Here is a 22,708-nt window from a genome sequence, read left to right as displayed (position 1 = left end):
GACATGCCCTCCCCTAACCCCTCCCGCAAGCGGGAGGGGAATATTATTTCAGAGCCGCGCGGCCTTCATCGCAAAGATCGTCTCATGCGGCTGATAGGCGGCCATCTGCTCCAGCAGCCCCTCGATGCTGTCATCATGGATCATGATGCCGGCATGCTGCGGCCGGATGAAGCCGGCTTCCACCATCTGGCGGTTGAAGCCGATCAACTGGTCATAGAAGCCCGCGACATTGAGCAGGCCGACCGGCTTGTTATGATAGCCCAGCTGCGCCCAGCTGATCGCTTCCCACAGCTCGTCCATCGTGCCGACGCCACCCGGAATCGTGACGAAGCCGTCCGACAGGTCGGTGAAGAGCTGCTTGCGCTGGTGCATGGTCTCCACCACGTGCAATTCGGTGCAGCCGCGATGCGCGACTTCGGCGCCGACCAGCGCCTCGGGGATCACGCCGATCACCTCGCCGCCCGCCTCCAGCGCGGCATCCGCCACCGCGCCCATCAGGCCCAGCCGCCCGCCGCCATAGACGACGCCGATGCCGCGCTGTGCCAAAGTGCGGCCGACATGGCGCGCCGCGTCGATATAGGTGAGGTCGGCCGGCGTCGCCGAACCACAATAAACAGCCAGTCTTTTCATCATCTTCCAGTCCCGAAGCGCCGCGCGCTCCTCAAGCCATGTCCTGCAGCATCAGCGCCGCGGTCGCCTTGGCGCTGCCCACCACGCCGGGGATGCCCGCGCCGGGATGGGTGCCGGCCCCTACCAGATAAAGGTTGGGAATGACATCGTCGCGATTATGGGCGCGGAACCAGGCGCTCTGGGTCAACAGCGGCTCCAGGCTGAAACCGCTGCCCAGATGGGCATTGAGGTCGCGGCCGAAGTCGCTCGGCGCATAATGGAATTGTGTCACGATGCGCGACCGGATGTCGGGGATCAGCCGATGCTGAATCTCGTCCAGGATGCGCTCGGCATAGGCCGGACCGAATCGATCCCAGTCGATCGGCAGCTTGCCCATGTGCGGCACCGGGGCGAGCGCATAGAAGGTCGAATAGCCTTCCGGCGCCATCGACGGATCGGTGACGGTCGGGTGATGCAGATAGAGCGAGAAATCCGCCGGCAGCACGCCATGGCTGTAGATATCGGTCAGCAGCCCCTCATAGCGCGGGCCGAACAGGATCATATGGTGGGGAATGCCCGGCCAGCTGCCCTTGATGCCGAAATGCAGCACGAACAGGCTGGGCGACCATTTCTTGTGCTGCAGCTTTTCCGCCTGCTTCTGACCGCGCGGATGATGGCCCAGCAGATCGCGATAGCTGTGCATCAGGTCGCCATTGCTGGCGATCGCGTCCGCCTCCCCGCGCCAACCCGACGCAGTGCGCACCGCCACCGCCCGGTCGCCATGGGTCTCGATCTCGACCACCGCGTCGCCCAGCCGCATCACGCCGCCCAGCCGCTCGAAATGGGTCGCCATGCCCTGCACCAGCCGGTTGGTCCCGCCCTTGGCGAACCACACGCCGCCATCCTTCTCCAGCTTGTGGATCAGGGCATAGATGCCGCTGGTGGTCATCGGATTGCCGCCGACCAGCAGGCTGTGGAAGGAAAGCGCCTGGCGCAGCTTCTCGTCCTTCACATGGCTCGACACGATCGAATAGACCGATCGCCAGGCCTGATATTTGGCAAGGCTGGGCCCCGCCCGCACCATCGAGGCGAAGTCGAGGAAGGCGACCGAGCCGAGCTTGCGATAGCCCTCCTCATAGACGCCGTCGGCATAATCCAGGAACCGCTCATAGCCCGCGACATCTTCCGGATTGAGCTTGGCGATCTGCGCGCGCAGCGCCACTTCGTCGTTGGAATAGTCGAAATTGGTGCCGTCGCGCCAGTTGAGCCGGTAGAAGGGCGACACCGGCACCAGGCTGACATCCTGCGCCATGTCGTTCCCCGACAGGCGCCACAATTCGGCCAGGCAGGCCGGATCGGTGATGACCGTCGGCCCCGCGTCGAAGGTGAAGCCGTCCTTCTCCCACATATAGGCGCGGCCACCGGGGCGGTCGCGCGCCTCGATCAGGGTGGTGGCCACCCCGGCCGACTGCAGACGGATGGCCAGCGCCAGGCCGCCAAAGCCCGCGCCAATGACAATCGCTTTCCGCTCCATCAGGCGGGTGGGTTCAGCAATGCGTGCATGGCATCCCTTATGCGCACCGGGGGACGCCCGCACAAGATGCGGATGCGATCGGCGATGGTCGATCGCCCGGCATAGAAGCGCTGGATCAGTCCCGGCCGCAGCCGATAGAAGCGGGCAAAGATGCGCCAGCGCTGGTCCGGCACCGCAGCGCCGAAGAGCATCCGGCCAAGCAGCCGATAATAAAGTCCCTTCTTCCAGTGCGCCGCAGCATAGGTCCGCGTTGCCGCCGGCAGGCCCTTCAGCGGCTGCTCCACCAGCCAGGTCGCGAATCGCACCGCATCGGGCAGCGAATAGCCGGTCATCGGCTGGAACAGGCCGGCCTTCACCCCGGCCCGCGCGACCGGGTCATCGGCTGGCCAGTAGCGGTCGAAATCGCCGCCATGCACCACCGGCAGAACGCCGCTCTCGCTGTGGATAACTTCCTCCACCTGCCACCCCTGCGCCTGCGCATAGGCGGCGATCCGCTCCGCGATCCCTGCCGCGTCCAGCGCCGATCCGTCGCTATAATAAGTATCCTCGACAAAGATCGTCCGGGCGTCGCGCGGCAGCAGATAGACGAAGCGATAGCCGTCGATCTGCGCCACCGTCGCGTCCATGATCACCGGCCGGGCAATTCCATGCGGCTGCGCCAGCCGCAGCGTCTGCCCGACGAATTTCTGCCAGCCACAGCGCAGCGCCGACAGGTCGCCCGCGCCCCGCGCATCGATCATCGCAGGGGCGCTGATCCGGCGTCCGTCCTCCAGCACCAGAAATTGCCGGCCGATCGTCGCCACCTGCGCCCCGGTCAGCAGGTGATCGCCCATCGCCGCCCGCACATGCGCGTCGAAACGGGGGGAGGTGATGCTGTTATAGGGGGTGTCGAACTGCCCCCGATAGCCGGGAAAGCGCACTTCATGCCCTTGCGACCAGCGGCTGCTGACCAGCGGATCGACCAGCCAGCGGTCGCGCGCATCCACATCACCGTCGAAGAAGGACCAGATATGATTGCCGCCGACATGATCGGCCTGCTCGATCAACAGGATGCGCGTACCCGGCCGCCGCTCGGCAAAGGCAAGCGCGATCAGCCCCCCGGCAAGGCCCCCACCCATAATCGCAAGATCGCATTCCAGATCAGCCACCCACTCCTGTTAGCGGCGCCGACGCCAAAGGCAAAGCGGGACGGGCAGGCAGGGATGGGGGGAGAACAGGCGGTCCCCTATCCCGTCATGCCAGCGAAGGTTGTTGCGAGGCACGTGTCTCTCAACGACATCCCACTATTTCTTGCCCCCCATTCTCAAAGAAAATAGAAATCCCAGTCTACGCTGGGATGACTGATTTGGGTAGGTTGCGGCCATCCCACCGACGTCATGCTGAACTTGTTTCAGCATCCATCAGGCCCCACAAACTATTGGTCTTATGGGAGGAATGGACCCTGAAACAAGTTCAGGGTGACGATGATGGTGAGGGTGGCTTATGGTCATCAGTTGCCATCCCCCCGTCCGTCATGCCGGGCTTGACCCGGCATCCCGCTTTCCTACTCGGCCTTTCTCTGATCTACCGTGGACGATGGACACCCGCTCCTCTTTCCAGCCCTCGCCGCCAGACCGGTGTCGCCCGACCGGCGCGCCAGTGTCGCTTTCCTGTCGCCTCGTTGTCCTCTCCCTGTCGCGTCGAAGGCGCGTCATCCTGACCCGGTTGTCGCGCGCCTGTCGCTTCACCGGCGCGCGGCAGGCGCTTGGCCGGCGCATTGGCCCGAATTTACCCGCACGACACTGTGAACTTCGACTGTCGCGTCGATTCTCGGCTCCAACTGGCGCCCCCGCTCCATCCCCCAGCCTTGCTCAACTTATCCACATAGTATAGGGGGGTACCCTATGCACATCATCGCGGATCGGGACAAATTGCTGGCGCGGGTGCGCCGCATCGCCGGGCAGGTCAACGCCGTCGAGCGCCAGCTGGCGGGCGATGCCGGCTGCTCGGAAACATTGCAGCTGGTCGCCTCGGTGCGCGGCGCGGTCGGCAGCCTGATGGAGGAGCTGATCGAACAGCATATGCGCGAACATGTCGCCCGCCCCGGCCTGACCGACGAAGCGCGCACGGCCGCCACCGAAGAAATGCTGGCGCTGATCCGCCGCTACGGGAAATGACGATGCACGACGATCACGCCCATGGGCACCATCATCATGGCGCCGGCTGCAACCATGACCATGCGCATCATCCCGCCCCGGCCGCCCCGCCACCGACCGACAAGGATGGCGAGGAACGCCATTATTTCGACCATATCTATCTGAGCGCCGGGCATGACAAGAATGCCAGGCGCACTCTGTGGGTCGTCTGGCTGACCGCCGCGACGATGGTGGTGGAAATCGCCTTTGGCTGGATCACCGGGTCGATGGCGCTGCTGGCCGACGGTTTCCACATGGCCACCCATGCCGGCGCGCTGGCCGTGGCGGCCGCCGCCTACAGCTATGCCAAACGCCATGCCCGCAACCCGCGCTACACCTTCGGCACCGGCAAGGTCGGCGACCTGTCCGGCTTTGCCTCGGCGCTGCTGCTGCTGCTGACCGCGCTGTTCATCGCGATCGAATCCGGCATGCGCCTGTTCGAGCCAGTGAAGGTCGCCTTTGGCGAGGCGACCCTGGTTGCGATCGTCGGCCTAGTCATCAATCTGGTCAGCGCCCTGCTGCTCGGCCACGACCATAGCCATGATCATGGGCACGGCCACGCGCATGACGATCATGACCATGATCACGACCACAAGAGCGGCCATGCCGACAACAACCTGCGCGCCGCCTATGTCCATGTGCTGACCGATGCGCTGACGTCGGTGCTGGCGATCGCCGCACTGCTGGCCGGCCGTTATCTGGGCTGGTGGTGGCTCGATCCGGCGGTCGGCCTGCTCGGCGCCGTAGTCATCGCCCGCTGGGCCTGGGGCCTGATGAAGGACACCGCCGCCATCCTGCTCGACACCGCCGAACCTGCCCTGATGGCCAGGGTGCGCGGCCTGGTCGAAGCCGAAGGCGCCACCATCCGCGACCTCCATGTCTGGCGCATCGGCCCGCACGCCCATGCCGCGATCATCAGCCTCGCCCCCGGCGCCGACGGCGCCCGTGTCCGTGAACGGGTGCGCAGCCTGCCGCGCATGGAGCATGTCACCGTGGAGTGCGGCTGAACGTCCGCTTGAGAAAGCCGGTTCCGGCCCGCTCCCCCGCCCTGTCCTACAGAGCCGGGCCCATGTTAGGCTGCGCCCGGCTCTTTCCCATCGTCCGGCGTCCCCATCCCCTCGCAACATGATTTCCTACTTGCGTAAGGAAATGTCGAAATGTGCGGGAAATATGCGAAGTTAAGCGGACGAAATCCTATTTTCAGGCGGGCTTCAACGCATCCATGATCTGGCGCACCGGGCCAAGATCATAGCCCGCAGCCGTCGCCTGCGCCGACAGCGCATCGGCATCGTCGCCGGCCCGCGCGCGGGTCAGCGCCCACAGCAGGGTGCTGCGCGTGCCCGACCGGCAATAGGCCAGGATCTTGCCCTCGCCCGCCTGCTCCATCGCGGCGGCCATGCCGTCGAGCTGCCAGGGGGCAAAGCCGCCATGAGCGACCGGCACGGCGGCATAGGCGACACCGGCGTCGATCGCCGCTGCCTCGACCGCAGCACCGTTGGTCTGGCCCGGCTCCTCGTCATCGGGGCGGTTGTTGATGATCATGGTCACGCCCAGCGCCTTGGCGGTCTCCACCTGATCGACACTGATCTGGGGCGAGACATAGAGGCGGTCGGTCAGCTGGCGGAACATGGGCAAATCTCCTTCGCCCCCGCCATGCGCCCGCCCGCCACAGGATTCAAGCGTCTGCACGCCCAACCGGCATCGATGCCCCTTCATCCGTTCGTTTCGAGCCTGTCGAGAAACGGGGCCACACGCTCATCCGCTACAGATAGGGCCGGATCGCCGCCAGGAAGGCATCGCCATAGGCGTCCAGCTTCTTCTGCCCGACGCCGCTCACCATGCCCAGTTCATGGATGGTCGCCGGCCGTTGCTCCGCCATTTCGCGCAGCGTCGAATCATGGAAGATGACATAGGGCGGGACCCCGGCATCCTGCGCCAGTTCGCGGCGACAGGTGCGCAGCGCGTCGAACAGCGGATCGCCAACCGGATTGGCGTCGCTGCCATTGCGGGCGTTGCGCTTCTTCCGCTCGCGCCGCGGCGGCACCAGGATGCGCACTTCCTCCTCGCCGCGCAGGATCGGCCGGGCATTGGGGCCGAGCATCAGCCCGCCATGCTCGGTCGTCTCCAGCGCGTCCCGCACCAGCAGCGCCCGCGACACCGGCCGCAGCAGCGTCGTCTCATCGCCATCGACGATCGCATAGACGGAAATCTTGTCATGCCCGCGCTCGCGAATCTTGTCGGTGACGGCGCCACTCAGCACCGCCTCGATATGGCCCGCGCCAAAGCTCTGGCCGGTGCGATAGACGGCGGAGAGATATTTGCGCGCGGTCTCGGTCGCGTCGACACTGGCCGGCGGGGTCAGGCAATTGTCGCAATTGCCGCAGGTCGCGGGCGGATTCTCGCCGAAATGCCGCAGCAGGATCGCCCGGCGGCAGGTCGCCGTTTCCACCAGCGCCCCCAGCGCCGCGATCCGCGCCCGCTCGCCCTGCTGGCGCGCCGGCTCCAGCTCCATGATGCGCTGGCGGGCACGGGCGAAATCCTCCGCCCCCCAGAAGAGATGTGCGACCGCCGGTTCGCCGTCGCGGCCGGCGCGGCCCGATTCCTGATAATAGCCCTCGATCGACTTGGGCAGGCCGGCATGGGCGACGAAGCGCACGTCAGGCTTGTCGATCCCCATGCCGAAGGCGACGGTGGCGACCATCACCATATCCTCGCTGGCGATGAAGGCGGCCTGGTTGGCGGCGCGCTGGGCCGGGTCCATGCCGGCATGATAGGCGCGCACCGCCCGGCCACCGCGCCCCAGCGTCTCGGCCAGCTTCTCGGTCGCGGCGCGGGTCGGCGCATAGACCACGCCCGGCCCCGGATTGGCGGCGAGCAGATCGGCCAGTTGCCGGGTCAGTCCATCGCGCGGATGGACGGCATAGCGGATATTGGGCCGGTCGAAGCCCGAGATGATGAGGCCATCCTCGGGAATGCCGAGCTGGACGAGGATGTCCTTGCGGGTATGCGCGTCCGCCGTCGCCGTCAGCGCCAGCCGCGGAACATCGGGAAATTCATCGAGCAGCGGCCGCAGCAATCGATAGTCGGGGCGGAAATCATGCCCCCATTCGGACACGCAATGCGCTTCGTCGATCGCGAACAATGCGACCTTGGTCGAGCGCAGCAGATTGCGGAACCCCTCGCCGCTCGCCCGTTCCGGCGCGACATAGAGCAGGTCCAGCTCGCCATTGCGCAGCCGATCCTGCGTCTCGCGCCAGTCGGCATCGACGCTGGTCAGACTGGCGGCGCGGATGCCCACCGCGGTCGCGGCGCGCAGCTGGTCATGCATCAGCGCGATCAGCGGCGAGACCACGACGCAGCAGCCATCGAGTGCCACGGCCGGCAACTGGTAGCAGAGCGACTTGCCCGCGCCGGTCGGCATGATCGCCAGGGTCGGCTGCCCCGCCATGACCCGCCCGACCACCTGTTCCTGCACCCCGCGGAACGTCGTGAAGCCGAAAATATCGTGGAGCAGCGTGGGAATGTCGCGGGGCATGGACTGGCCTTAGCGAGTCAGGGCCACAGGTGCCAGTAGCGCGGAGTGTCTGTTTGAGATGCGCCAGATGGCGCATTCCGGCACCAGCCCGCTCCCCCACCCGGCCACCCATAGAATACTGCCGTTGGGTGGCCGGGTGGGGGAGCGGGCTGGTGCCGTATCAGAAATCGCTCTTTCGCGATTTCTCAAACATGCGCTTACCCTGCCGGATCGAGCAGACAGCCCCAGCCCGGCTTGAACCGCGCGGTGCGCGACGCCAGCAGCGGGACATGCGCCTCGACCGCCCGCTCCTCCGGCTTGTCGGTCAGCCGTACCATCGCCATGCCCGGCTCCTTGTCCCCCTGGCAGCTGCCCATGGCGCGGCCCTCGACATAGCGGCAGGAACAGGTCAGCCGCGCGCCATAGGCCGAGCCGAGCTGCGCGCGGGCCCGCAAGGTCGACCAGTTCCACGCCAGCGCCGCCAGCAGCACGACGACAATCACCGCAGCGACGATCCACCATTTACCACGAACCGCCATGGTCCTTCTTCCCGCCTCCATGCTAAGGGCGCCGGCTTATGCAGATCGAGAAGCGAATCGTAAAGCGCCTTGCCATGGGTGCCGGGCTGGTGGCGCTCGTCCTCGCCGGCACGCTGGTGGGGCGCGCGGCCCATGCGCCCGAGCCCGTCTATAGCGTGTCCACCGACGCGGTGGTCAGCGCGAGCGCGCTGCGCGGCGCGATCGATCCGCTGTTCGACGACAAGGACATGGGCGAAACCCGCGCCCTACTGGTCATGCGCGACGGCAAGGTGATTGCCGAACGCTATGCCCCCGGCATCACCCCCGAGACGAAATTGCTGTCCTGGTCGATGGCCAAGAGCGTGACCGCAGTGCTGGTCGGCCTGATGGTGTCGGACGGGCGGCTGGCGCTCGATTCGCCGGTGCCGGTCGCGGCCTGGAGCCAGCCGGGCGATCCGCGCGGCCGCATCACCCTGCGCCAGTTGCTGTCGATGACCTCGGGCCTCGACCATGCCGAGGATGGCGAACCGATCACTGACGGCGACACCGTGCGCATGCTGTTCATGGACGGCGCGCAGGACATGGCGGCCTATGCCGAATCCAAGCCGCTGGCCCACAATCCAGGCGAGGTCTTCTCCTACTCCACCGGCAGCACGATGATCCTGTCGGACCTGATGACGCGGATGCTGACCAACAGCCCCCATCCCGACGTGCGTCGCCGGGCGATGCAGATGTTCATCGACGGCCGGCTGAAGGCGCCGGGCAAGCTGTCCAGCCTGACCCCGGAATATGACGCCAATGGCACGCTGATCGGCGGGTCGATCATGCACATGACCGCGCGCGACTATGGCCGCTTCGGCGAATTGCTGCGCAACCATGGCCGCTCCCCCAACGGCCATCAGATCGTGCCGGAAAAATGGGTCGACTATATGCGCGCGCCCTCGCCCCGGAACGCGGCCTATGGCGCCCATCTCTGGCTCAACCGGGACAGCAGCGAGAGTGCGCTGATGCCCGGCCTCGCCTCGGCCAGCCTGTTCGGCTGCGTCGGCCATAATGGCCAATATATATTGGTCGCGCCCGGCCAGCGGCTGACGATCGTGCGGATCGGCATGTCGCCCAAGAAGGAGCAGCGCGCCGCCGTGAAGGCGCAACTGGCCCGGCTGATCGGCCTCTTCCCCGGTTAAAGGGTGAAGGTGCCCTCGATGACCGTGCGGCAAGCGCCGGTCATCACCACCCGGTCGCCCTCCAGCCGGCAGCCGAGCCGCCCGCCCCGCGCCGACGCCTGATAGGCACTGATTGCGCTCTTACCCAGACGCTCGGCCCAATAGGGCGTCAGCAGGCCATGGGCCGATCCGGTCACCGGATCTTCGTCGATACCGCCGCCCGGCACGAAGACGCGGCTGATGATGTCGCTGTCGTCGCCCGGCGCGGTCGCCATCAGCAGATTGTCGCCCAGCTTGCGCAAGGTCGCGAAGTCAGGCTCCAGCGCGCGGATCGCATCGGCATCGCGATAGACGAAGATCGCATAGCCACCATCGCGCCAGCGTGTCTCGACGATGTCCCCGCCCATCCCCGCCGCCAGTTCCGGCAGCGCCTTCGGCGCGCTGGTCCAGGCCGGCAGCGACAGTTCATAGCCCTCGCCCGCGCGGGTCACGGTCAGCACCCCGGCATGACGGGTGCGGAAGCGTATGGCATCGCCCTGCATCAGCACATGGCCGCTCGCCAGCGTGGCATGACCGCACAGCTTCACCTCGACCGCCGGGGTGAACCAGCGCAGCGCATAATCGGCCTCCGCATCGTCCGGCGTCGGCACGGTGAAGGCGGTTTCCGACAGGTTGTTTTCCGCCGCGATCGCCTGCAGCACCGCATCATCGAGCCAGGCATCGAGCGGCATCACCGCCGCCGGATTGCCGGTGAAGGGCGCGTCGGCAAAGGCGTCGACCTGGGTGAAGCGAAGACGGGTCATGGCGATACTCCTGATGGATCGCCGCCTTCATGCCGGCCCCGCATCCGTGCCGACAGGGCCGGATGCGGGCAATTGGTCCCTAGCCCAGAATCACGAGCGCCGCGCACACCGCAGTGCCGACGATCAGGTTGAGCGGCACGCCGATGCGCACGAAATCGGCGAAGCGATAATCGCCGGCGGCATAGACCAGCGCATTGGTCTGATAGCCGATCGGCGTCGCGAAACAGGCCGATGCGCCGATCATCAGCGCGATCACCAGCGGGCGCGGATCGGTTCCCAGCTGATGCGCCAGCGCGATGGTCAGCGGGGTCAGCAGCGCCGCGACCGCATTGTTGCTGAGTAGTTCGGACAGGATCAGCGCCGCGAAATAGACGATGAAGACCAGGCTCCATTGCGGCGCGACCTGCATCAGCGGCGTGATCCAGCCGACCATCAGCGCGACGCTGCCCGCCTGTTCCAGCGCCAGGCCGACCGCCAGCATGGCAAAGATCAGGATCAGCACATCGCCGTCGATCGCCGCCCACGCCTCCTCCGCATCGATGCAGCGGGTGACCAGGATCACGCCGACGGCGATGAAGGCGGCCAGGCCGATGCCGATCACGTCGAGCGCCGACAGGATCACCACTGCCGCCATCGCCAGGATCGCGATCCATGCCTTGCGCGGGCGGAAGGCGCGCGTCCGGCTGATGTCGACGCCGATCAGGTTGGGATTGTCTTTCAGCGACCGCATCGCGTCGTCGCTGCCCGCCACCAACAGCCGGTCGGCGCCGCGCACCCGCGTATCGGCCAGGTCCGGGCCGGGCAGATGGCGGGCGCGATGGATGCCGATCAGGCGGACGCGCAGGGCATGGAGGAAGGGAATGTCGATCAACCGCTCGCCGATCGAGGGGTGGCTGGGCGCAACCATGGCCTCGATCACCGTGCCCTCGCGCGCGGAGGTTTCGGAATCGGCGGCAATGCCCAGTTCGAAATCGCCCGATTCGCGCAGCGTCATGATCGCCGTGCCATCGGCGCGGACGATCAGCCGGTCGCCGACATGCAGTTCCTCCTGCTCCAGGTCGTGGCGCCGTATCTCGCCGGCCCGCTTGAGCCCGATCAGGGTGACCGAGCGGCCAAGGACGGACAATTCGCCAATCTCCCGCCCGACCACCTCGCTGTCCGGCGTCACGACCAGTTCGGTCAGATATTCCTGCACATTGCCGCCATTCTCGCCCGCGATCGAGGGCGGGTCGCTGGGCAGCAGGAAACTGAGGCAGGCCAGGCCGATGACGCCGGCAATGGTGCCGGCCAGGCCATAGGGGGTGATATCGAAAATGCCGAAGGGCTGCATGCCCTGTTCGGCGGCGATGCCCGCGACGATCAGGTTGGTCGATGTGCCGATCAGGGTAACGCAGCCGCCCATCACCGCCACCGCATTCATCGGGATCAGCAGCTTCTTGACCGGATAGGCGGTCGCCTGCGCCAGCCGGAACATGATCGGGATCAGCAGCACGACGACCGGCGTGTTGTTGAGGAAGGCCGACAGCAGCACCGTGCCCACCGCAACCTCGATCAGCGCCAGCCGCGGATGCTTCTGCGCCCGGACCATGACCAGATCGGCGATGCGGTTGATCGTGCCGGTGCGAATGAGCGCCCCCGACAGCACGAACATCGCGCCCACGGTCAGCGGCGCGCTGTTCGAAAAGACGGAGAAGAGCGATTTCTCGTCGAGCAGGCCGAGCAGCGCGAAGGCACAGGCACCCAGCACGGAAACGACGGTCGGGGAATAGCGTTCGCGCACGAAGGCGACGAACATGCAGGCGAGAATGACCAGACCGATTTCCGCGCGGTAAATGCCCAATAGCGCGGTGATGAAATGCATCTCGTCTTGCCCCCGTTCGATCGCGTCTCTAACGGAGGTGAAACGAAATGGGCCAGCCATGGTTGCATGGCTGGCCCGTGTCGCGGCGTCAGGGGACGTTTTGACCGTCAATCCACGCATAGCGTGCTGACGCTCCCCAGGCTTACGCTCTGCCGCTCACCCTCCCGCGGGTGACCATGTCATCCTAGCGTAACATGGGTGAGTCGTCTCGCATCTTTTGCACATTCGGCGCGCGATTGGCGCGGTTCGGCGCGTCAATCGGCCCCGCACTGGGCGCGGTGCAGCAGCTTCTGGTCGGCCAGCACCAGCGCCATCATCGCTTCGACCACCGGCACGCCGCGAATGCCGACGCACGGGTCATGACGGCCCTTGGTGATGATGTCCGACGCATCGCCTTCGCGCGTCACCGTCTCGACCGGAATCAGGATCGAACTGGTCGGCTTGAAGGCGATCCGCACCTTGACCGGCTGGCCGGTCGAAATGCCGCCCGCAATGCCGCCGGCATGATTGGCCAGGAAGACCGGGCCATCGGCGCCGGGGCGCATCGGATCGGCATTCTGCTCGCCGCGCAGCCGGGTGGCCGCAAAGCCATCGCCAATCTCCACGCCCTTGACCGCATTGATGCTCATCATCGCGCTCGCCAGTTCGCTGTCGAGCTTGGCATAGAGCGGCGCGCCCCAGCCGGCCGGCACGCCACTGGCCACGCATTCGACCACCGCGCCGAGCGACGAGCCATCCTTGCGCGCGCCATCGACCAGCGCTTCCCAGCGCACCGCGGCTTCGGCGTCAGGGCAGAAGAAGGGATTCTGACCGATCTGCGCCGCGTCGAAATTGCCATAGTCGATCGCGTCGCCGCCGATCTCGCTTACATAAGCGAAGATATCGACTTCCGGGATGACCAGCCGCGCCACCGCACCGGCCGCAACCCGGCTGGCGGTTTCGCGCGCCGAGGAGCGCCCACCGCCACGATAGTCGCGAAAGCCATATTTGGCGTCATAGGCATAGTCGGCATGGCCAGGGCGATAGGCCTTGGCGACTTCCGAATAATCCTTCGATCGCTGGTCGGTATTCTCGATCATCAGGCTGATCGGCGTGCCGGTGGTCTTGCCCTCGAACACGCCCGACAGGATGCGCACCTCATCGGGTTCGCGCCGCTGGGTCGTGAACTTCGACGTGCCCGGCTTGCGCAGGTCGAGCCAAGGCTGGATGTCGGCCTCGCTCAATGCCAGGCCCGGAGGGCAGCCATCGACCATCGCGCCGATCGCCGGGCCATGGCTCTCGCCCCAGGTCGAGAAGCGGAAGACGCGACCGAATGTGTTGCAGCTCATATCCGTTCCAATCCGGTCGCGTCGTTCTTACTTGTCCAGCGCGATGTCGGGCGCGTCTTCGGCCTTCATGCCTATGACATTATAGCCCGCGTCGACATGGTGGATCTCACCCGTCACGCCCGAAGCGAGGTCCGACAGCAGGTAAAGGCCGGCACCACCGACATCGTCGATCGTCACGTTGCGACGCAGCGGCGAGTTCAGCTCGTTCCACTTCATGATGTAGCGGAAATCACCGATGCCGCTGGCGGCCAGCGTCTTGATCGGTCCGGCCGAGATCGCGTTGACGCGGATATTTTCCGGGCCAAGGTCCATCGCCAGATATTTGACGCTGGTTTCCAGCGCCGCCTTGGCCACGCCCATGACGTTATAATGGGGGATGACCTTTTCCGCGCCATAATAGCTCAGCGTCAGCAGGCTGCCGCCTTCCTTCATCAGCTTGCGCGCGCGGGCCGCGACGGCGACGAAGCTGTAGACCGAGATGTTCATGGTCATCAGGAAATTGTCGAGGCTGGTGTCAGCATAGAGGCCGCGCAGCTCATTCTTGTCGGAAAAGCCGATCGCATGGACCACGAAGTCCAGCTTGCCCCAGCGCGCCTCGATCTCGGCAAAGGCCTCGTCCAGCTTCGCCATGTCGGACACGTCGCAGTCGATCAGGAAGTCCGAGCCCAGCTGTTCCGCCAGCGGCTTCACGCGCTTGGCCAGCGCCTCGCCCTGGTAGGAGAAGGCCAGTTCCGCGCCCTGCGCATGCAGTTGCTGCGAAATACCCCAAGCCAGCGACTTGTCGTTCGCCAGCCCCATGATGAGCCCGCGCTTTCCCGCCATCAAGCCTGTCATATCGTCGTTCCGTTCCCTTTGTCCTGCACGGTGCCGGCTGCTTCGTCTTCCGGAAATTCCGCCAGTGCCGCATTCAATTCGGCGCCAATTACCACGCCGAGCCCCACGAGAAAGAAAAAAATGAGGGTGATCATGACACCGGCCAGACTGCCATAGGTCCGGTCATAGCCGCCCAGCATCGACAATGTGACCGGCAATAGCAGAGTGACGGCATACCACCAGAGCGCGGTGGCGACGGCGCCAGGCCATTTGGGAAAGCGCTTGTCGCGGTAGAGCGACGGGGTCAGCGAGACATAGAGCGAGTGGAGCGCCACGCATAATATCGCCATCGGCACCAGCTTGGCCGAGGAAACCCAGGCGATCGCCTCATCCGCGAAGGGCAGCAGCCGGTGGAGCAACTGGTCCACCGCCGTTATCATCACCTGCATCGAAAAGGCGAACATCACCGCCAGCACGCTGACCAGCGTGATCCCGACCGACGCCAGCCGATAACGCCAGAAGGGCTTGGTGCTCTTCGTTCCATAGGCGCGGCGCAATATGTCGCGGATCGTCTCGATCAGGCTGCCCACGGTCCAGAGCCCCACCAGACCACCGAACCAGAGCAGATTGCCGGAACGCGCCTGCAACACATCGCTGATCGGCTGGCGCACGACATCGGCGACGCCGCGCGGCACGGTGGTGAGAAAGGCATTCACCGCCGACAGCCCGTCCGACGTGCGGCCGAAGACGCTGGCGACGGCGGCGGCAACGATGAAGAAGGGAAAGAGCGTCATCAGCGAGAGATAGGCCAGGTTCCCCGCATGGATGAACCCGTCGCTATAGACGCCCACCATTACCCGCTTGACGATCTCGAAGCTGCGCGATCCCGGTCGGACCCGATCGATCTGACGATGGAATTTTTCCTGCGCCTGCGCCGCCATATGGCGGCGCGACTCCGGACTATAGGGGGAAGGCAGCGGCACCCTTGCCGAACGTCCTAGACGCCCAGATGGGTCCGCACCGCGCGACCATCCTGCCAATCCTCGACCAGCTGGAGGATCACCGGATCATCGGCAGGCACGTCGATCAGCAGGGTCACAAGCTGGTCGCCGCGCTGGCCATCCTTGCCGGTAAAGCCCTTGCCGCGCAGGCGCAGCGTCTTGCCCGATGTGGTGCCGGCCGGCACGCCCAGCATCACCGGGCCATCGACGGTCGGCACCTTCACCTTGCCGCCCTTCACGGCCTCGTTGATGGTGATCGGCAGGTCGAGCAGCACATTGTCGCCGTCGCGCTTGAAGAAGGGGTGCGACTTCACCTCGATGGTGACGATCGCGTCGCCCGCACCGCCCGCGCCCGCCTGCCCCTTGCCGGTCAGGCGCATCTGCGTGCCGGTTTCGACCCCGGCGGGCAGCTTCAGGTCGATCGTCTTGCCATCCTGCAGGGTGATGCGCTGCGGCGCCAGCGTCGCGGCGTCAACGAACTGCACCGCCAGCCGATAGGCGACATTGGCCCCCTTGGCGGGCGGCGCGCCGCGACCAAAGCCGCCAAAGCCGCCGCCTCCCCCGGCGCGACGGCCCGCACCGCCGAACAGGCCTTCGAAAATATCGCCGAAATCGGCACCGCCCTCGTTGAACTCGAACCCGCCGGGACGGCCACGCCCGCCGCCACCGCCGCCAAAGCCGAAGGGGGCTGTCGGATTGCCATCGGCATCGATCTCGCCCCGGTCGAAGCGGGCCCGCTTGTCCTTGTCCGACAACAGGTCATAGGCGTTGGTCACGGCCGAGAATTTCTCCGCCGCCTTCGGATTGTCCTGATTCTTGTCGGGGTGATATTGCTTGGCCAGCTTGCGATAGGCGGACTTGATCTCCGCTTCGCTCGCGCTGCGCGCCACACCCAGAGTGGAATAGGGATCCGCCATCTATCATCCTGTTATGCTGAAACCGGTATTTGCCGCATCACGGCCATATCGCCCCTATGTGGCCGAAGGCCGGGCATCGTTCAAGCTGCGGCGCATCCGTATCGACAGTGCGGTGCCGGGAATCTAAGGCAGGGGCATGACCGATCCCTTCGCCCTTTTCGACGAGTGGTATGCGCAGGCGCGCGAGACCGAACTCAATGACAGCAACGCGATGGCGCTCGCCACGGCCGATGCACAGGGCCGCCCTTCGGTCCGCATGGTGCTGCTCAAGGGCCATGGCCCCGACGGCTTCATCTTCTACACCAATTTCGAAGGGCGCAAGGCGGGCGACCTCCTCGCCAATCCGCATGCCGCCCTGCTGTTCCACTGGAAGTCGGTGCGCCGCCAGATCCGGATCGAGGGCAGCGTCGGCCCGGTCGACGACGCCACCGCCGACGCCTATTTCGCCACCCGCAGCCGCGACAGCCAGCTGGGCGCCTGGGCCTCCGACCAGTCCCGCCCGCTGCCCTCGCGCGCCGTCTTCATGGATCGCTATGAAGAGGTGCGCGCCCGGTTCGAAGGTGGCCCGGTGCCGCGCCCACCCCACTGGTCGGGCTTCCGCCTGACCCCGGAACGGATCGAGTTCTGGCAGGATCGCGAGCATCGCCTGCATGAACGGCGCGTCTTCTCCCGCCAGGAAAATGCCTGGAACGAGGGGCTTCTCTACCCCTGAGCGAGCACCATGCCATTGTCCTGCCGTAAAACAGGGCGCGGAATATGGTGGCTCATTCGTCTATCCCCGCACAGTCCAAGCCTGCCCGATTGCGGGCTGGCCGGGCGCCTGTTAGGTGTCACCACCCAGCAGAACAGAATGAATGCGCGGGCGGACCGCTCGCTGGCTAGAGGAATATAATGCGAAATCGACTGACGGCCTACATCCTGACAGGCATGGTCCTGGGCGTGATCGTGGGCTTCGTGGCCAATCTCTGGGTCGGCGGGGATGAAGCGCTGGCCAAGGATGTGGCGGGCTATTTTCACCTTCTGGCCGACATCTTCCTTCATCTGATCAAGATGATCATCGCGCCGCTGGTCTTTTCCACGCTGGTCGCGGGCATCGCCCATATGGGCGACAGCGCGGCACTGGGGCGGATCGGCGGGCGCGCGCTCGCCTGGTTCATCATTGCCAGCCTCATTTCGCTGACCTTGGGCCTGATCTTCGTCAATTTCTTCGAGCCGGGTGCCGGCCTCAACCTCGTCCGGTCGGGCGCGGATGCGGGCGTCAACACCGAAGCGCTCAATTTCCGCGACTTCATCCTGCACGTCTTCCCGACGTCGATGATCGGCGCGATGGCGGACAACCAGATCCTGCAGATCGTCGTCTTCTCGCTGTTCGTCGGCGTGGCGCTGACCGCCATCGGCGAAAAGGGCAAGCCGATCATCACCGTGATCGAGGCGCTGGTGGAGCTGATGCTGCAGGTCACCGGCTATGTCATGCGGGTCGCGCCGCTCGCCGTGTTCGGCGCCCTCGCCTCGTCGGTGACGGTGCAGGGCCTGGGCGTGCTCAAAACCTACGGCGCGCTGGTCGGCGAATTCTACATCGCCCTCATCTGCCTGTGGGTGCTGCTGTTCGGCGCGGGTGCGATTTTCCTGGGCAAGCGGATGTTCAAGCTGATCCGCTATGTCCGCGAACCGATCCTGATCGCCTTCTCGACCGCCTCGTCGGAAGCCGCCTATCCCAAGATGCTGGAACAGCTCGACCGGTTCGGCGTGCCGCGCCGCATCTACAGCTTCGTGCTGCCGCTGGGCTACAGCTTCAACCTCGACGGCTCGATGATGTATGCGACCTTCGCGACCATCTTCATCGCCCAGGCTTATGGCATCGACCTGCCGATTGCGACCCAGATCACGATCCTGCTCGTCCTGATGGTCACCAGCAAGGGCATCGCCGCCGTACCGCGCGCCTCGCTGGTCGTGGTCGCCGCCACGCTCGGCCAGTTCGACCTGCCGGTCGAGGGCGTCGCCTTCATCCTGGCGGTCGACCATTTCATGGACATGGGCCGCACCGCGACCAACGTGCTGGGCAATGCCATCGCCACCTCGGTCATCACCAAGTGGGAAGGCATGCTGGAAGTGGAGGAGCCGGTCGACGTGCCCCATCCCAAGGCGCCGGCCCATACCCCGTCCCATGGCCGGGCCGGGCTGGAACTGGCCTCCGACATGGTCGACGAAGACCGCAAGGGCTAAGCGTCCTCAGCCTTACCCAAAGAAAATGCCCCGCCGGCATGATGCTGGCGGGGCTTTTTCTTACCACAGGACGCCGCGCACCGGCGTGACGGGGTCTGGCGCCGGATCGCCGATCGACTGGAGCAGATCGATCTCGATCGTCCGGCACATGGCGGTCAACGGTACGTCATGCACGCTGTCGGCAAAGGGATCGGTCAGATCATCGCCGATCCGCAGCACCGCCATGAACATCAGGCCCGCCACCGTCGAACCGAGCGGCGTGGCGAAACCCAGCGTCTCGACCAGCCCGATCGGCAGCAGGATGCAGAAGAGATGGGTGAACACGACCGGCAGCAGTCGATATTGGAAGGGCAGCGGCGTGTTCTTCAGCCGCTCCATCCCGCCCTGGGCATTGGCGATGTCGACCAGCACCTTCTCCATCTGGGTCTGCTGGATCGTGTCGATCCAGCCTTCCCGTCGCGCCATGTCGATCCGCCGGCCCGTGCTGTCGAGCAGGCCATTGGCCGGATTGGCGCGCGCCAGCGCCTTGCCCTTGTCCTCCTCGCGCAGGAATTTGGTCACATCCTCGCCGATCGTCTGGCGCCGCAACTGGCAGCGCAGCGCATTCACATAGGCGATCTGGCGCTTGACGATCTCGCGCTTGAGGTCGCGGGCCTCCGGATCGGGCAGGAAATTGCGCGCCGAACGCGCTAGGCTACGCGAGGCGTTGATCATCGCCCCCCACAATGTGCGCCCTTCCCACCAGCGCTGGTAACTGCTGTTCGACCGGAAGCCCAGGAACAGGGCGAGGGCCGAACCGAAGATGGTGAGCGGCAGCGAAGGCGCCTTGAACGGCAACAGATAATAAGCGGCCGTGACCGCACAGTCCCACACGAACAGCGCGGTCAGCGGTTTCCACACTTCCGATGCGATCCGGCGCATGCTGGGGACGGCATCAACGATCATGCAAGACTCCTTCTGGTGAACCGGCCCAACGCCCGAGCATGCGCCTATGCTCCGTCGATGCCCTAACGAAACGAAATATTGCCGGCCGCGCAACCCGCTTCCGCATGGCTCGTTGGTCGGGAGGAAGAGGAGAGGCCATGAGTGATCCGGGCACAGAGGAACAGGCGAGCCGGCGCGCGGCCTTCTCGCTGCAGTGGCAGATGCTGGCCGGCTTCCTGATCGGCCTCACCGCCGGGCTGATCGCCTATGCCGTAACCCCCGGCGCACCCTGGATCGATGCGGTCACCCGCTATCTCACCGGCCCGATCGGCCAGGTCTTCCTGCGCCTGCTGTTCATGCTGGTGATCCCGCTGCTGGTTTCCGCGCTGATCGTCGGCATCGCCGAAATGGGCGAGATGCGCTCGCTGCGCCGAGTAGGCCTGCGCACCCTCCTCTATACGCTGATCGTGTCCGGTATCGCCGTCGTCATCAGCCTGGCGCTGGTCAACCTGCTGCAACCGGGCAGCGGTGTCGATCCGGCGCAGGCGCGCGCACTGCTGGCCGATGCAGGCCAGGGGGCCAAGGCGATCCTCGACCGCGGCGCCGACACGCCGACCGGCATGCAGGCGCTGATCGCGATCGTCCCCGACAATGTGATCGCGGCGATGGCCGACAATGACATATTGGCGGTGATGGTCTTCGCCCTCTTCTTCGGCATCGGGCTGATGCTGGTGCAGACGAAGGAAACGAAGCTGCTGCTCGACGCGATGGAGGGGCTGTTCGCGGTGACGATGCGCCTCATCTCGATCGTCATCCGCCTGGCGCCGATCGCCATCGCCTGCTTCATGTTCAACCTCGCCGCCCAGTTCGGCTGGGACTTGCTGCTGCGCTTGTCCGCCTATGTTGGGGTCGTGCTGCTCGCGCTCGCGATCCAGATGTTCGGCATCTATTCGCTGCTGATCGCCTTGCTGGCGCGCCGGTCGCCGCTGCGCTTCTTCGCCGCCGTGCAGGAAGCGAGCGTCATGGCCTTCGCCACCGCCTCCTCCAACGCCACCCTGCCAACCGCCATCCGCGTTGCGGAGGAGAAGCTGCACCTGCCGCGTCGCATCGCCCGCTTCGTCCTCACCATCGGCGCCACCGCCAACCAGAATGGCACGGCGATGTTCGAGGGGATCACCGTCCTGTTCCTCGCCCAATTCTTCCATGTCGACCTCAGCCTTGGCCAGCAGCTGATGGTGATGCTGGTCTGCATATTGGGCGGGGTCGGCACGGCAGGCGTGCCCGCCGGGTCGCTGCCGGTGGTGGCGATGATCCTGGCGATGGTCGGCATCCCGCCCGAGGGGATCGGACTGGTGCTGGGCGTCGACCGGCTGCTCGACATGTGCCGCACCGCGCTCAACGTCACCGGCGACCTGGTGGCCGCGACGGTGATATCGGCGCGCGAGGAAATCAGCGCTGCGCCTTCGCCGCCAGCGCCCACCAGATGAGCGTGTCGGCGAACCCGGCAAAGCCACGGTCCAGCGCCGCGCCGCCGTCACCGTGAGGCTCGGCATTTTCATCCAGCGTCTGCCCGATCTGGCCGACGCTCAGCCGCTCGGGCATTACCGCCATGCCCATGGCGGACAGCGTCACCGTCCAGTCGGCATGGCTGTTGACCCCGGCGAAGCGGCCCATCGAGTAACTGGCGATCGCGGCGGGGCGGCGGTCGAACTCCTTGAGATAATGGTCGACCAGATTCTTGAGCCCCGGCTGCATGCCGCGATTATATTCGCCCGCGACGAAGACGAAGGCATCGGCGGCGGACAGGCGTTCGGCAAGCTGCGCCATGGCGGCGGGCGCCTCGCCGGCGGGATAGTCGCTATAGCGCAGGTCGAGCATCGGCAGGCCCACGGCCTTGGCATCGACCAGTTCCGCCCTGTGGCCCAGTCCCTCAAAGCTGCGGATCAGATAATCCGCCAGCCGTATACCAAGCCGGCCGCGTCGATAGGAGCCGTAGAGGACGAGGATGTCGAGTGCCATGCGGAGCCTCCTGTCTGGATGTCGACAGACTTGTCGCATCCTGTCCCGATCGGGTCCAGCCGGCCTTGCAATCTTTCAATATCTCACGATACGAAATTGCATTTCACATGACGGAACGCCATCATCGCATCAATGACCGACATGGGAGGATGCGGATGAAGAGGATGGCGCTGCTGGCCTGCATGGGCCTGCTGATGGCCAATGGCGATGTCGAGCCGGGCAAGCCGATCAGCCCCCGCTTTGCCGGCGATCCCTCGCCGCACTGGTTCGACGATCGCTGGTATCTCTATGCCACCGACGACGCCTCCAATTCCGGCCGCTACTGGGACAGCACAAGCTGGCGCCTCTACAGCTCGGTCGACATGAAAAGCTGGCAGGATGACGGCGCCTTTCTCGACGTCACCACCTTCACATGGGCACGCCCCGATGCAAAGGCCTGGGCCCCCGAAGTCGCCCGGCGCAACGGGCACTATTATTTCTACGCGCCGATCGGTGGTGACCGGATCGGCGTTGCCGTGGCCGACCAGCCCCAGGGCCCCTATCGCGACGCGCGCGGCGACGCGTTGATCGACAAGGCGCGCGACGCCAATGCCGGTGCCGAACCGATCGACCCCGCCGTCTTCATCGACAGTGACGGACAGGCCTATCTCTATTTCGGCACCCGCGTGCCCAAGGTTGTGCGGCTGAAGCCCGACATGATCCATGTCGACGGCCCGATCATGGATGTCGTCGTCACCGGACTACCGGCCAGCGATCCGAAGAAGAAATATGGCGAGGCACCCTATCTCCACGCCCACAAGGGCCGCTATTATTTCAGCTTCTCGACCGGCTGGCCCGGCCAGATCATCTATGGCACCGCCGCCTCGCCGCTCGGCCCCTTCGCCTATGGCGGGGTGATCCTCGACTATCTGCCGATCTCGACCAATCATCAGGCGATCGTCGAGCGGGGCGGCAATAGCTGGCTCTTCTATCATGACAAGCTGTTGCCGGGTGGCGGCGATCACCGGCGCTCGATCACCATCGCACCGCTGACCTATGCCAAGGACGGGGCCATCCAGCCGGTCCAGCGCCACGTCCCGGAATGAGGAAAGGCCGGACGTTTCCGCCCGGCCTTCTCATCTCTCAGCGCAGCTTGGCGATCGACAACCCGTCCTGCTTGGCGCGGGTCTTGACCGATTCCTCGCTGCGGGTCAGCGCCTTGGCGATCGCCTTCAGCGCCATGCCCTTCTTGGCGAGCGTGTGCAGCTTCTGGACCTCATCCTGGGTCCAGGGCTGCTTGTGCCGCTCGAAGCGTTCGCCGGCCATGC

At 65.6% G+C, this 22,708-nt stretch carries 22 protein-coding genes; 7 read left to right on the top strand and 15 right to left on the bottom strand.

The genetic code is table 11. From position 1 onward, the window contains the following. Nucleotides 1-48 precede the first annotated feature (48 nt). From DIZ22_RS19850 to crtY, 3 genes are read right to left on the bottom strand one after another with little or no spacing between them, the layout of a single operon-like run. A complete protein-coding gene (locus DIZ22_RS19850) occupies nucleotides 49-630 on the bottom strand; it encodes a TIGR00730 family Rossman fold protein (protein WP_048936436.1) in 582 nt (193 codons plus the stop codon). Between the two features lie 31 nt (nucleotides 631-661). Then, nucleotides 662-2,143 (bottom strand): phytoene desaturase, encoded by a 1,482-nt coding sequence (locus tag DIZ22_RS19845; RefSeq protein WP_048936197.1) that lies wholly within the window; start codon nucleotides 2,141-2,143, stop codon nucleotides 662-664. Further along, nucleotides 2,143-3,291, bottom strand: coding sequence for a lycopene beta-cyclase CrtY (crtY, locus tag DIZ22_RS19840; RefSeq protein WP_048936196.1), 1,149 nt, complete (start codon nucleotides 3,289-3,291; stop codon nucleotides 2,143-2,145). The genes DIZ22_RS19845 and crtY overlap by 1 nt, the downstream gene beginning before the upstream one ends. Before the next feature lie 735 nt (nucleotides 3,292-4,026). On the opposite strand from crtY, the gene DIZ22_RS19835 reads away from it, so the two are divergent. Together DIZ22_RS19835 and dmeF are read left to right on the top strand one after the other, a co-directional pair. Beyond that, a complete protein-coding gene (locus tag DIZ22_RS19835) occupies nucleotides 4,027-4,299 on the top strand; it encodes a metal/formaldehyde-sensitive transcriptional repressor (RefSeq protein WP_010335593.1) in 273 nt (90 codons plus the stop codon). Next, complete coding sequence (gene dmeF / locus DIZ22_RS19830) at nucleotides 4,296-5,324, top strand: CDF family Co(II)/Ni(II) efflux transporter DmeF (RefSeq protein WP_048936195.1); 1,029 nt, start codon at nucleotides 4,296-4,298, stop codon at nucleotides 5,322-5,324. Before DIZ22_RS19835 ends, dmeF begins: the two co-directional genes overlap by 4 nt. A gap of 193 nt (nucleotides 5,325-5,517) precedes the next feature. Here the strand turns inward: dmeF and DIZ22_RS19825 are convergent, their stop codons facing one another. The 3 genes from DIZ22_RS19825 to DIZ22_RS19815 all read right to left on the bottom strand — a co-directional run bounded on the left by DIZ22_RS19825 (nucleotide 5,518) and on the right by DIZ22_RS19815 (nucleotide 8,370). Beyond that, nucleotides 5,518-5,946, bottom strand: coding sequence for a TIGR01244 family sulfur transferase (locus DIZ22_RS19825; protein WP_010335591.1), 429 nt, complete (start codon nucleotides 5,944-5,946; stop codon nucleotides 5,518-5,520). Between the two features lie 133 nt (nucleotides 5,947-6,079). Next, a complete protein-coding gene (gene recQ / locus DIZ22_RS19820) occupies nucleotides 6,080-7,852 on the bottom strand; it encodes a DNA helicase RecQ (RefSeq protein WP_048936194.1) in 1,773 nt (590 codons plus the stop codon). Nucleotides 7,853-8,049: 197 nt separating this feature from the next. Beyond that, nucleotides 8,050-8,370, bottom strand: coding sequence for a hypothetical protein (locus tag DIZ22_RS19815; RefSeq protein WP_107917516.1), 321 nt, complete (start codon nucleotides 8,368-8,370; stop codon nucleotides 8,050-8,052). A gap of 38 nt (nucleotides 8,371-8,408) precedes the next feature. Here DIZ22_RS19815 and DIZ22_RS19810 point away from each other — a divergent pair, with 38 nt between their 5' ends. Next, the gene (locus DIZ22_RS19810) at nucleotides 8,409-9,533 is read left to right on the top strand and encodes a serine hydrolase (RefSeq protein ID WP_017502515.1); all 1,125 of its coding nucleotides are present in this window, start codon (nucleotides 8,409-8,411) and stop codon (nucleotides 9,531-9,533) included. Here DIZ22_RS19810 and DIZ22_RS19805 read toward each other — a convergent pair. The 6 genes from DIZ22_RS19805 to DIZ22_RS19780 form a co-directional block, all read right to left on the bottom strand. Further along, nucleotides 9,530-10,315: a PhzF family phenazine biosynthesis protein gene (locus tag DIZ22_RS19805; RefSeq protein WP_048936191.1), complete on the bottom strand. Its 786-nt coding sequence runs from the start codon at nucleotides 10,313-10,315 to the stop codon at nucleotides 9,530-9,532. The genes DIZ22_RS19810 and DIZ22_RS19805 overlap by 4 nt on opposite strands. A 79-nt stretch (nucleotides 10,316-10,394) precedes the next feature. Further along, on the bottom strand, nucleotides 10,395-12,176 hold the full coding sequence (locus DIZ22_RS19800) for an SLC13 family permease (protein ID WP_048936190.1): 1,782 nt from the start codon (nucleotides 12,174-12,176) through the stop codon (nucleotides 10,395-10,397). Nucleotides 12,177-12,430: 254 nt separating this feature from the next. Then, a complete protein-coding gene (gene aroC / locus DIZ22_RS19795) occupies nucleotides 12,431-13,504 on the bottom strand; it encodes a chorismate synthase (protein ID WP_048936189.1) in 1,074 nt (357 codons plus the stop codon). 27 nt (nucleotides 13,505-13,531) lie between these two features. Beyond that, complete coding sequence (fabI, locus tag DIZ22_RS19790; RefSeq protein WP_004209757.1) at nucleotides 13,532-14,338, bottom strand: enoyl-ACP reductase FabI; 807 nt, start codon at nucleotides 14,336-14,338, stop codon at nucleotides 13,532-13,534. Next, on the bottom strand, nucleotides 14,335-15,258 hold the full coding sequence (locus DIZ22_RS19785) for a YihY/virulence factor BrkB family protein (protein ID WP_048936188.1): 924 nt from the start codon (nucleotides 15,256-15,258) through the stop codon (nucleotides 14,335-14,337). The genes fabI and DIZ22_RS19785 overlap by 4 nt, the downstream gene beginning before the upstream one ends. A gap of 56 nt (nucleotides 15,259-15,314) precedes the next feature. Then, a complete protein-coding gene (locus DIZ22_RS19780) occupies nucleotides 15,315-16,235 on the bottom strand; it encodes a DnaJ C-terminal domain-containing protein (protein WP_048936187.1) in 921 nt (306 codons plus the stop codon). Nucleotides 16,236-16,371: 136 nt separating this feature from the next. Between DIZ22_RS19780 and pdxH the strand changes: the two genes are divergently transcribed. Together pdxH and DIZ22_RS19770 are read left to right on the top strand one after the other, a co-directional pair. Further along, the gene (gene pdxH / locus DIZ22_RS19775; protein ID WP_004209754.1) at nucleotides 16,372-16,947 is read left to right on the top strand and encodes a pyridoxamine 5'-phosphate oxidase; all 576 of its coding nucleotides are present in this window, start codon (nucleotides 16,372-16,374) and stop codon (nucleotides 16,945-16,947) included. A gap of 179 nt (nucleotides 16,948-17,126) precedes the next feature. Further along, a complete protein-coding gene (locus tag DIZ22_RS19770) occupies nucleotides 17,127-18,458 on the top strand; it encodes a dicarboxylate/amino acid:cation symporter (protein WP_004209753.1) in 1,332 nt (443 codons plus the stop codon). Nucleotides 18,459-18,518: 60 nt separating this feature from the next. Here DIZ22_RS19770 and DIZ22_RS19765 read toward each other — a convergent pair whose 3' ends face one another. Then, nucleotides 18,519-19,403 carry a bestrophin family ion channel gene (locus DIZ22_RS19765; protein WP_010335581.1) on the bottom strand — a complete coding sequence of 295 codons (885 nt, stop codon included), beginning with the start codon at nucleotides 19,401-19,403 and terminating at the stop codon, nucleotides 18,519-18,521. A 137-nt stretch (nucleotides 19,404-19,540) separates the two neighbouring features. Between DIZ22_RS19765 and DIZ22_RS19760 the strand changes: the two genes are divergently transcribed. After that, nucleotides 19,541-20,869, top strand: coding sequence for a dicarboxylate/amino acid:cation symporter (locus DIZ22_RS19760; RefSeq protein ID WP_048936186.1), 1,329 nt, complete (start codon nucleotides 19,541-19,543; stop codon nucleotides 20,867-20,869). Here the strand turns inward: DIZ22_RS19760 and DIZ22_RS19755 are convergent. Then, entirely contained in the window at nucleotides 20,832-21,401 is a 570-nt protein-coding gene (locus DIZ22_RS19755) for an NADPH-dependent FMN reductase (protein WP_048936185.1), read from the bottom strand. The genes DIZ22_RS19760 and DIZ22_RS19755 overlap by 38 nt on opposite strands. Nucleotides 21,402-21,556: 155 nt before the next feature. Here DIZ22_RS19755 and DIZ22_RS19750 point away from each other — a divergent pair, with 155 nt between their 5' ends. Next, nucleotides 21,557-22,486: a family 43 glycosylhydrolase gene (locus DIZ22_RS19750; protein ID WP_048936435.1), complete on the top strand. Its 930-nt coding sequence runs from the start codon at nucleotides 21,557-21,559 to the stop codon at nucleotides 22,484-22,486. Between the two features lie 37 nt (nucleotides 22,487-22,523). Here DIZ22_RS19750 and DIZ22_RS19745 read toward each other — a convergent pair whose 3' ends face one another. Further along, entirely contained in the window at nucleotides 22,524-22,706 is a 183-nt protein-coding gene (locus DIZ22_RS19745; protein WP_004209747.1) for a hypothetical protein, read from the bottom strand. Nucleotides 22,707-22,708: the final 2 nt, after the last annotated feature.

Origin of the sequence: Sphingobium sp. LF-16, from assembly GCF_003711185.1 — a bacterium.
Classification (GTDB): Bacteria; Pseudomonadota; Alphaproteobacteria; order Sphingomonadales; family Sphingomonadaceae; genus Sphingobium; species Sphingobium yanoikuyae_A.
Note: the sequence above shows the minus strand (reverse complement) of the source record. Positions and strands in the feature narration are given on the sequence as shown.

Coding starts and splice junctions, on each gene's coding strand:
- DIZ22_RS19850 (WP_048936436.1), bottom strand. CDS start 630: ATGAAAAGACTGGCTGTTTATTGTGGTTCGGCGACGCCGGCCGACCTC.
- DIZ22_RS19845 (WP_048936197.1), bottom strand. CDS start 2,143: ATGGAGCGGAAAGCGATTGTCATTGGCGCGGGCTTTGGCGGCCTGGCG.
- DIZ22_RS19835 (WP_010335593.1), top strand. CDS start 4,027: ATGCACATCATCGCGGATCGGGACAAATTGCTGGCGCGGGTGCGCCGC.
- dmeF (WP_048936195.1), top strand. CDS start 4,296: ATGACGATGCACGACGATCACGCCCATGGGCACCATCATCATGGCGCC.
- DIZ22_RS19825 (WP_010335591.1), bottom strand. CDS start 5,946: ATGTTCCGCCAGCTGACCGACCGCCTCTATGTCTCGCCCCAGATCAGT.
- recQ (WP_048936194.1), bottom strand. CDS start 7,852: ATGCCCCGCGACATTCCCACGCTGCTCCACGATATTTTCGGCTTCACG.
- DIZ22_RS19815 (WP_107917516.1), bottom strand. CDS start 8,370: ATGGCGGTTCGTGGTAAATGGTGGATCGTCGCTGCGGTGATTGTCGTC.
- DIZ22_RS19810 (WP_017502515.1), top strand. CDS start 8,409: ATGCAGATCGAGAAGCGAATCGTAAAGCGCCTTGCCATGGGTGCCGGG.
- DIZ22_RS19805 (WP_048936191.1), bottom strand. CDS start 10,315: ATGACCCGTCTTCGCTTCACCCAGGTCGACGCCTTTGCCGACGCGCCC.
- DIZ22_RS19800 (WP_048936190.1), bottom strand. CDS start 12,176: ATGCATTTCATCACCGCGCTATTGGGCATTTACCGCGCGGAAATCGGT.
- aroC (WP_048936189.1), bottom strand. CDS start 13,504: ATGAGCTGCAACACATTCGGTCGCGTCTTCCGCTTCTCGACCTGGGGC.
- fabI (WP_004209757.1), bottom strand. CDS start 14,338: ATGACAGGCTTGATGGCGGGAAAGCGCGGGCTCATCATGGGGCTGGCG.
- DIZ22_RS19785 (WP_048936188.1), bottom strand. CDS start 15,258: ATGGCGGCGCAGGCGCAGGAAAAATTCCATCGTCAGATCGATCGGGTC.
- DIZ22_RS19780 (WP_048936187.1), bottom strand. CDS start 16,235: ATGGCGGATCCCTATTCCACTCTGGGTGTGGCGCGCAGCGCGAGCGAA.
- pdxH (WP_004209754.1), top strand. CDS start 16,372: ATGACCGATCCCTTCGCCCTTTTCGACGAGTGGTATGCGCAGGCGCGC.
- DIZ22_RS19770 (WP_004209753.1), top strand. CDS start 17,127: ATGCGAAATCGACTGACGGCCTACATCCTGACAGGCATGGTCCTGGGC.
- DIZ22_RS19765 (WP_010335581.1), bottom strand. CDS start 19,403: ATGATCGTTGATGCCGTCCCCAGCATGCGCCGGATCGCATCGGAAGTG.
- DIZ22_RS19760 (WP_048936186.1), top strand. CDS start 19,541: ATGAGTGATCCGGGCACAGAGGAACAGGCGAGCCGGCGCGCGGCCTTC.
- DIZ22_RS19755 (WP_048936185.1), bottom strand. CDS start 21,401: ATGGCACTCGACATCCTCGTCCTCTACGGCTCCTATCGACGCGGCCGG.
- DIZ22_RS19750 (WP_048936435.1), top strand. CDS start 21,557: ATGAAGAGGATGGCGCTGCTGGCCTGCATGGGCCTGCTGATGGCCAAT.
- DIZ22_RS19745 (WP_004209747.1), bottom strand. CDS start 22,706: ATGGCCGGCGAACGCTTCGAGCGGCACAAGCAGCCCTGGACCCAGGAT.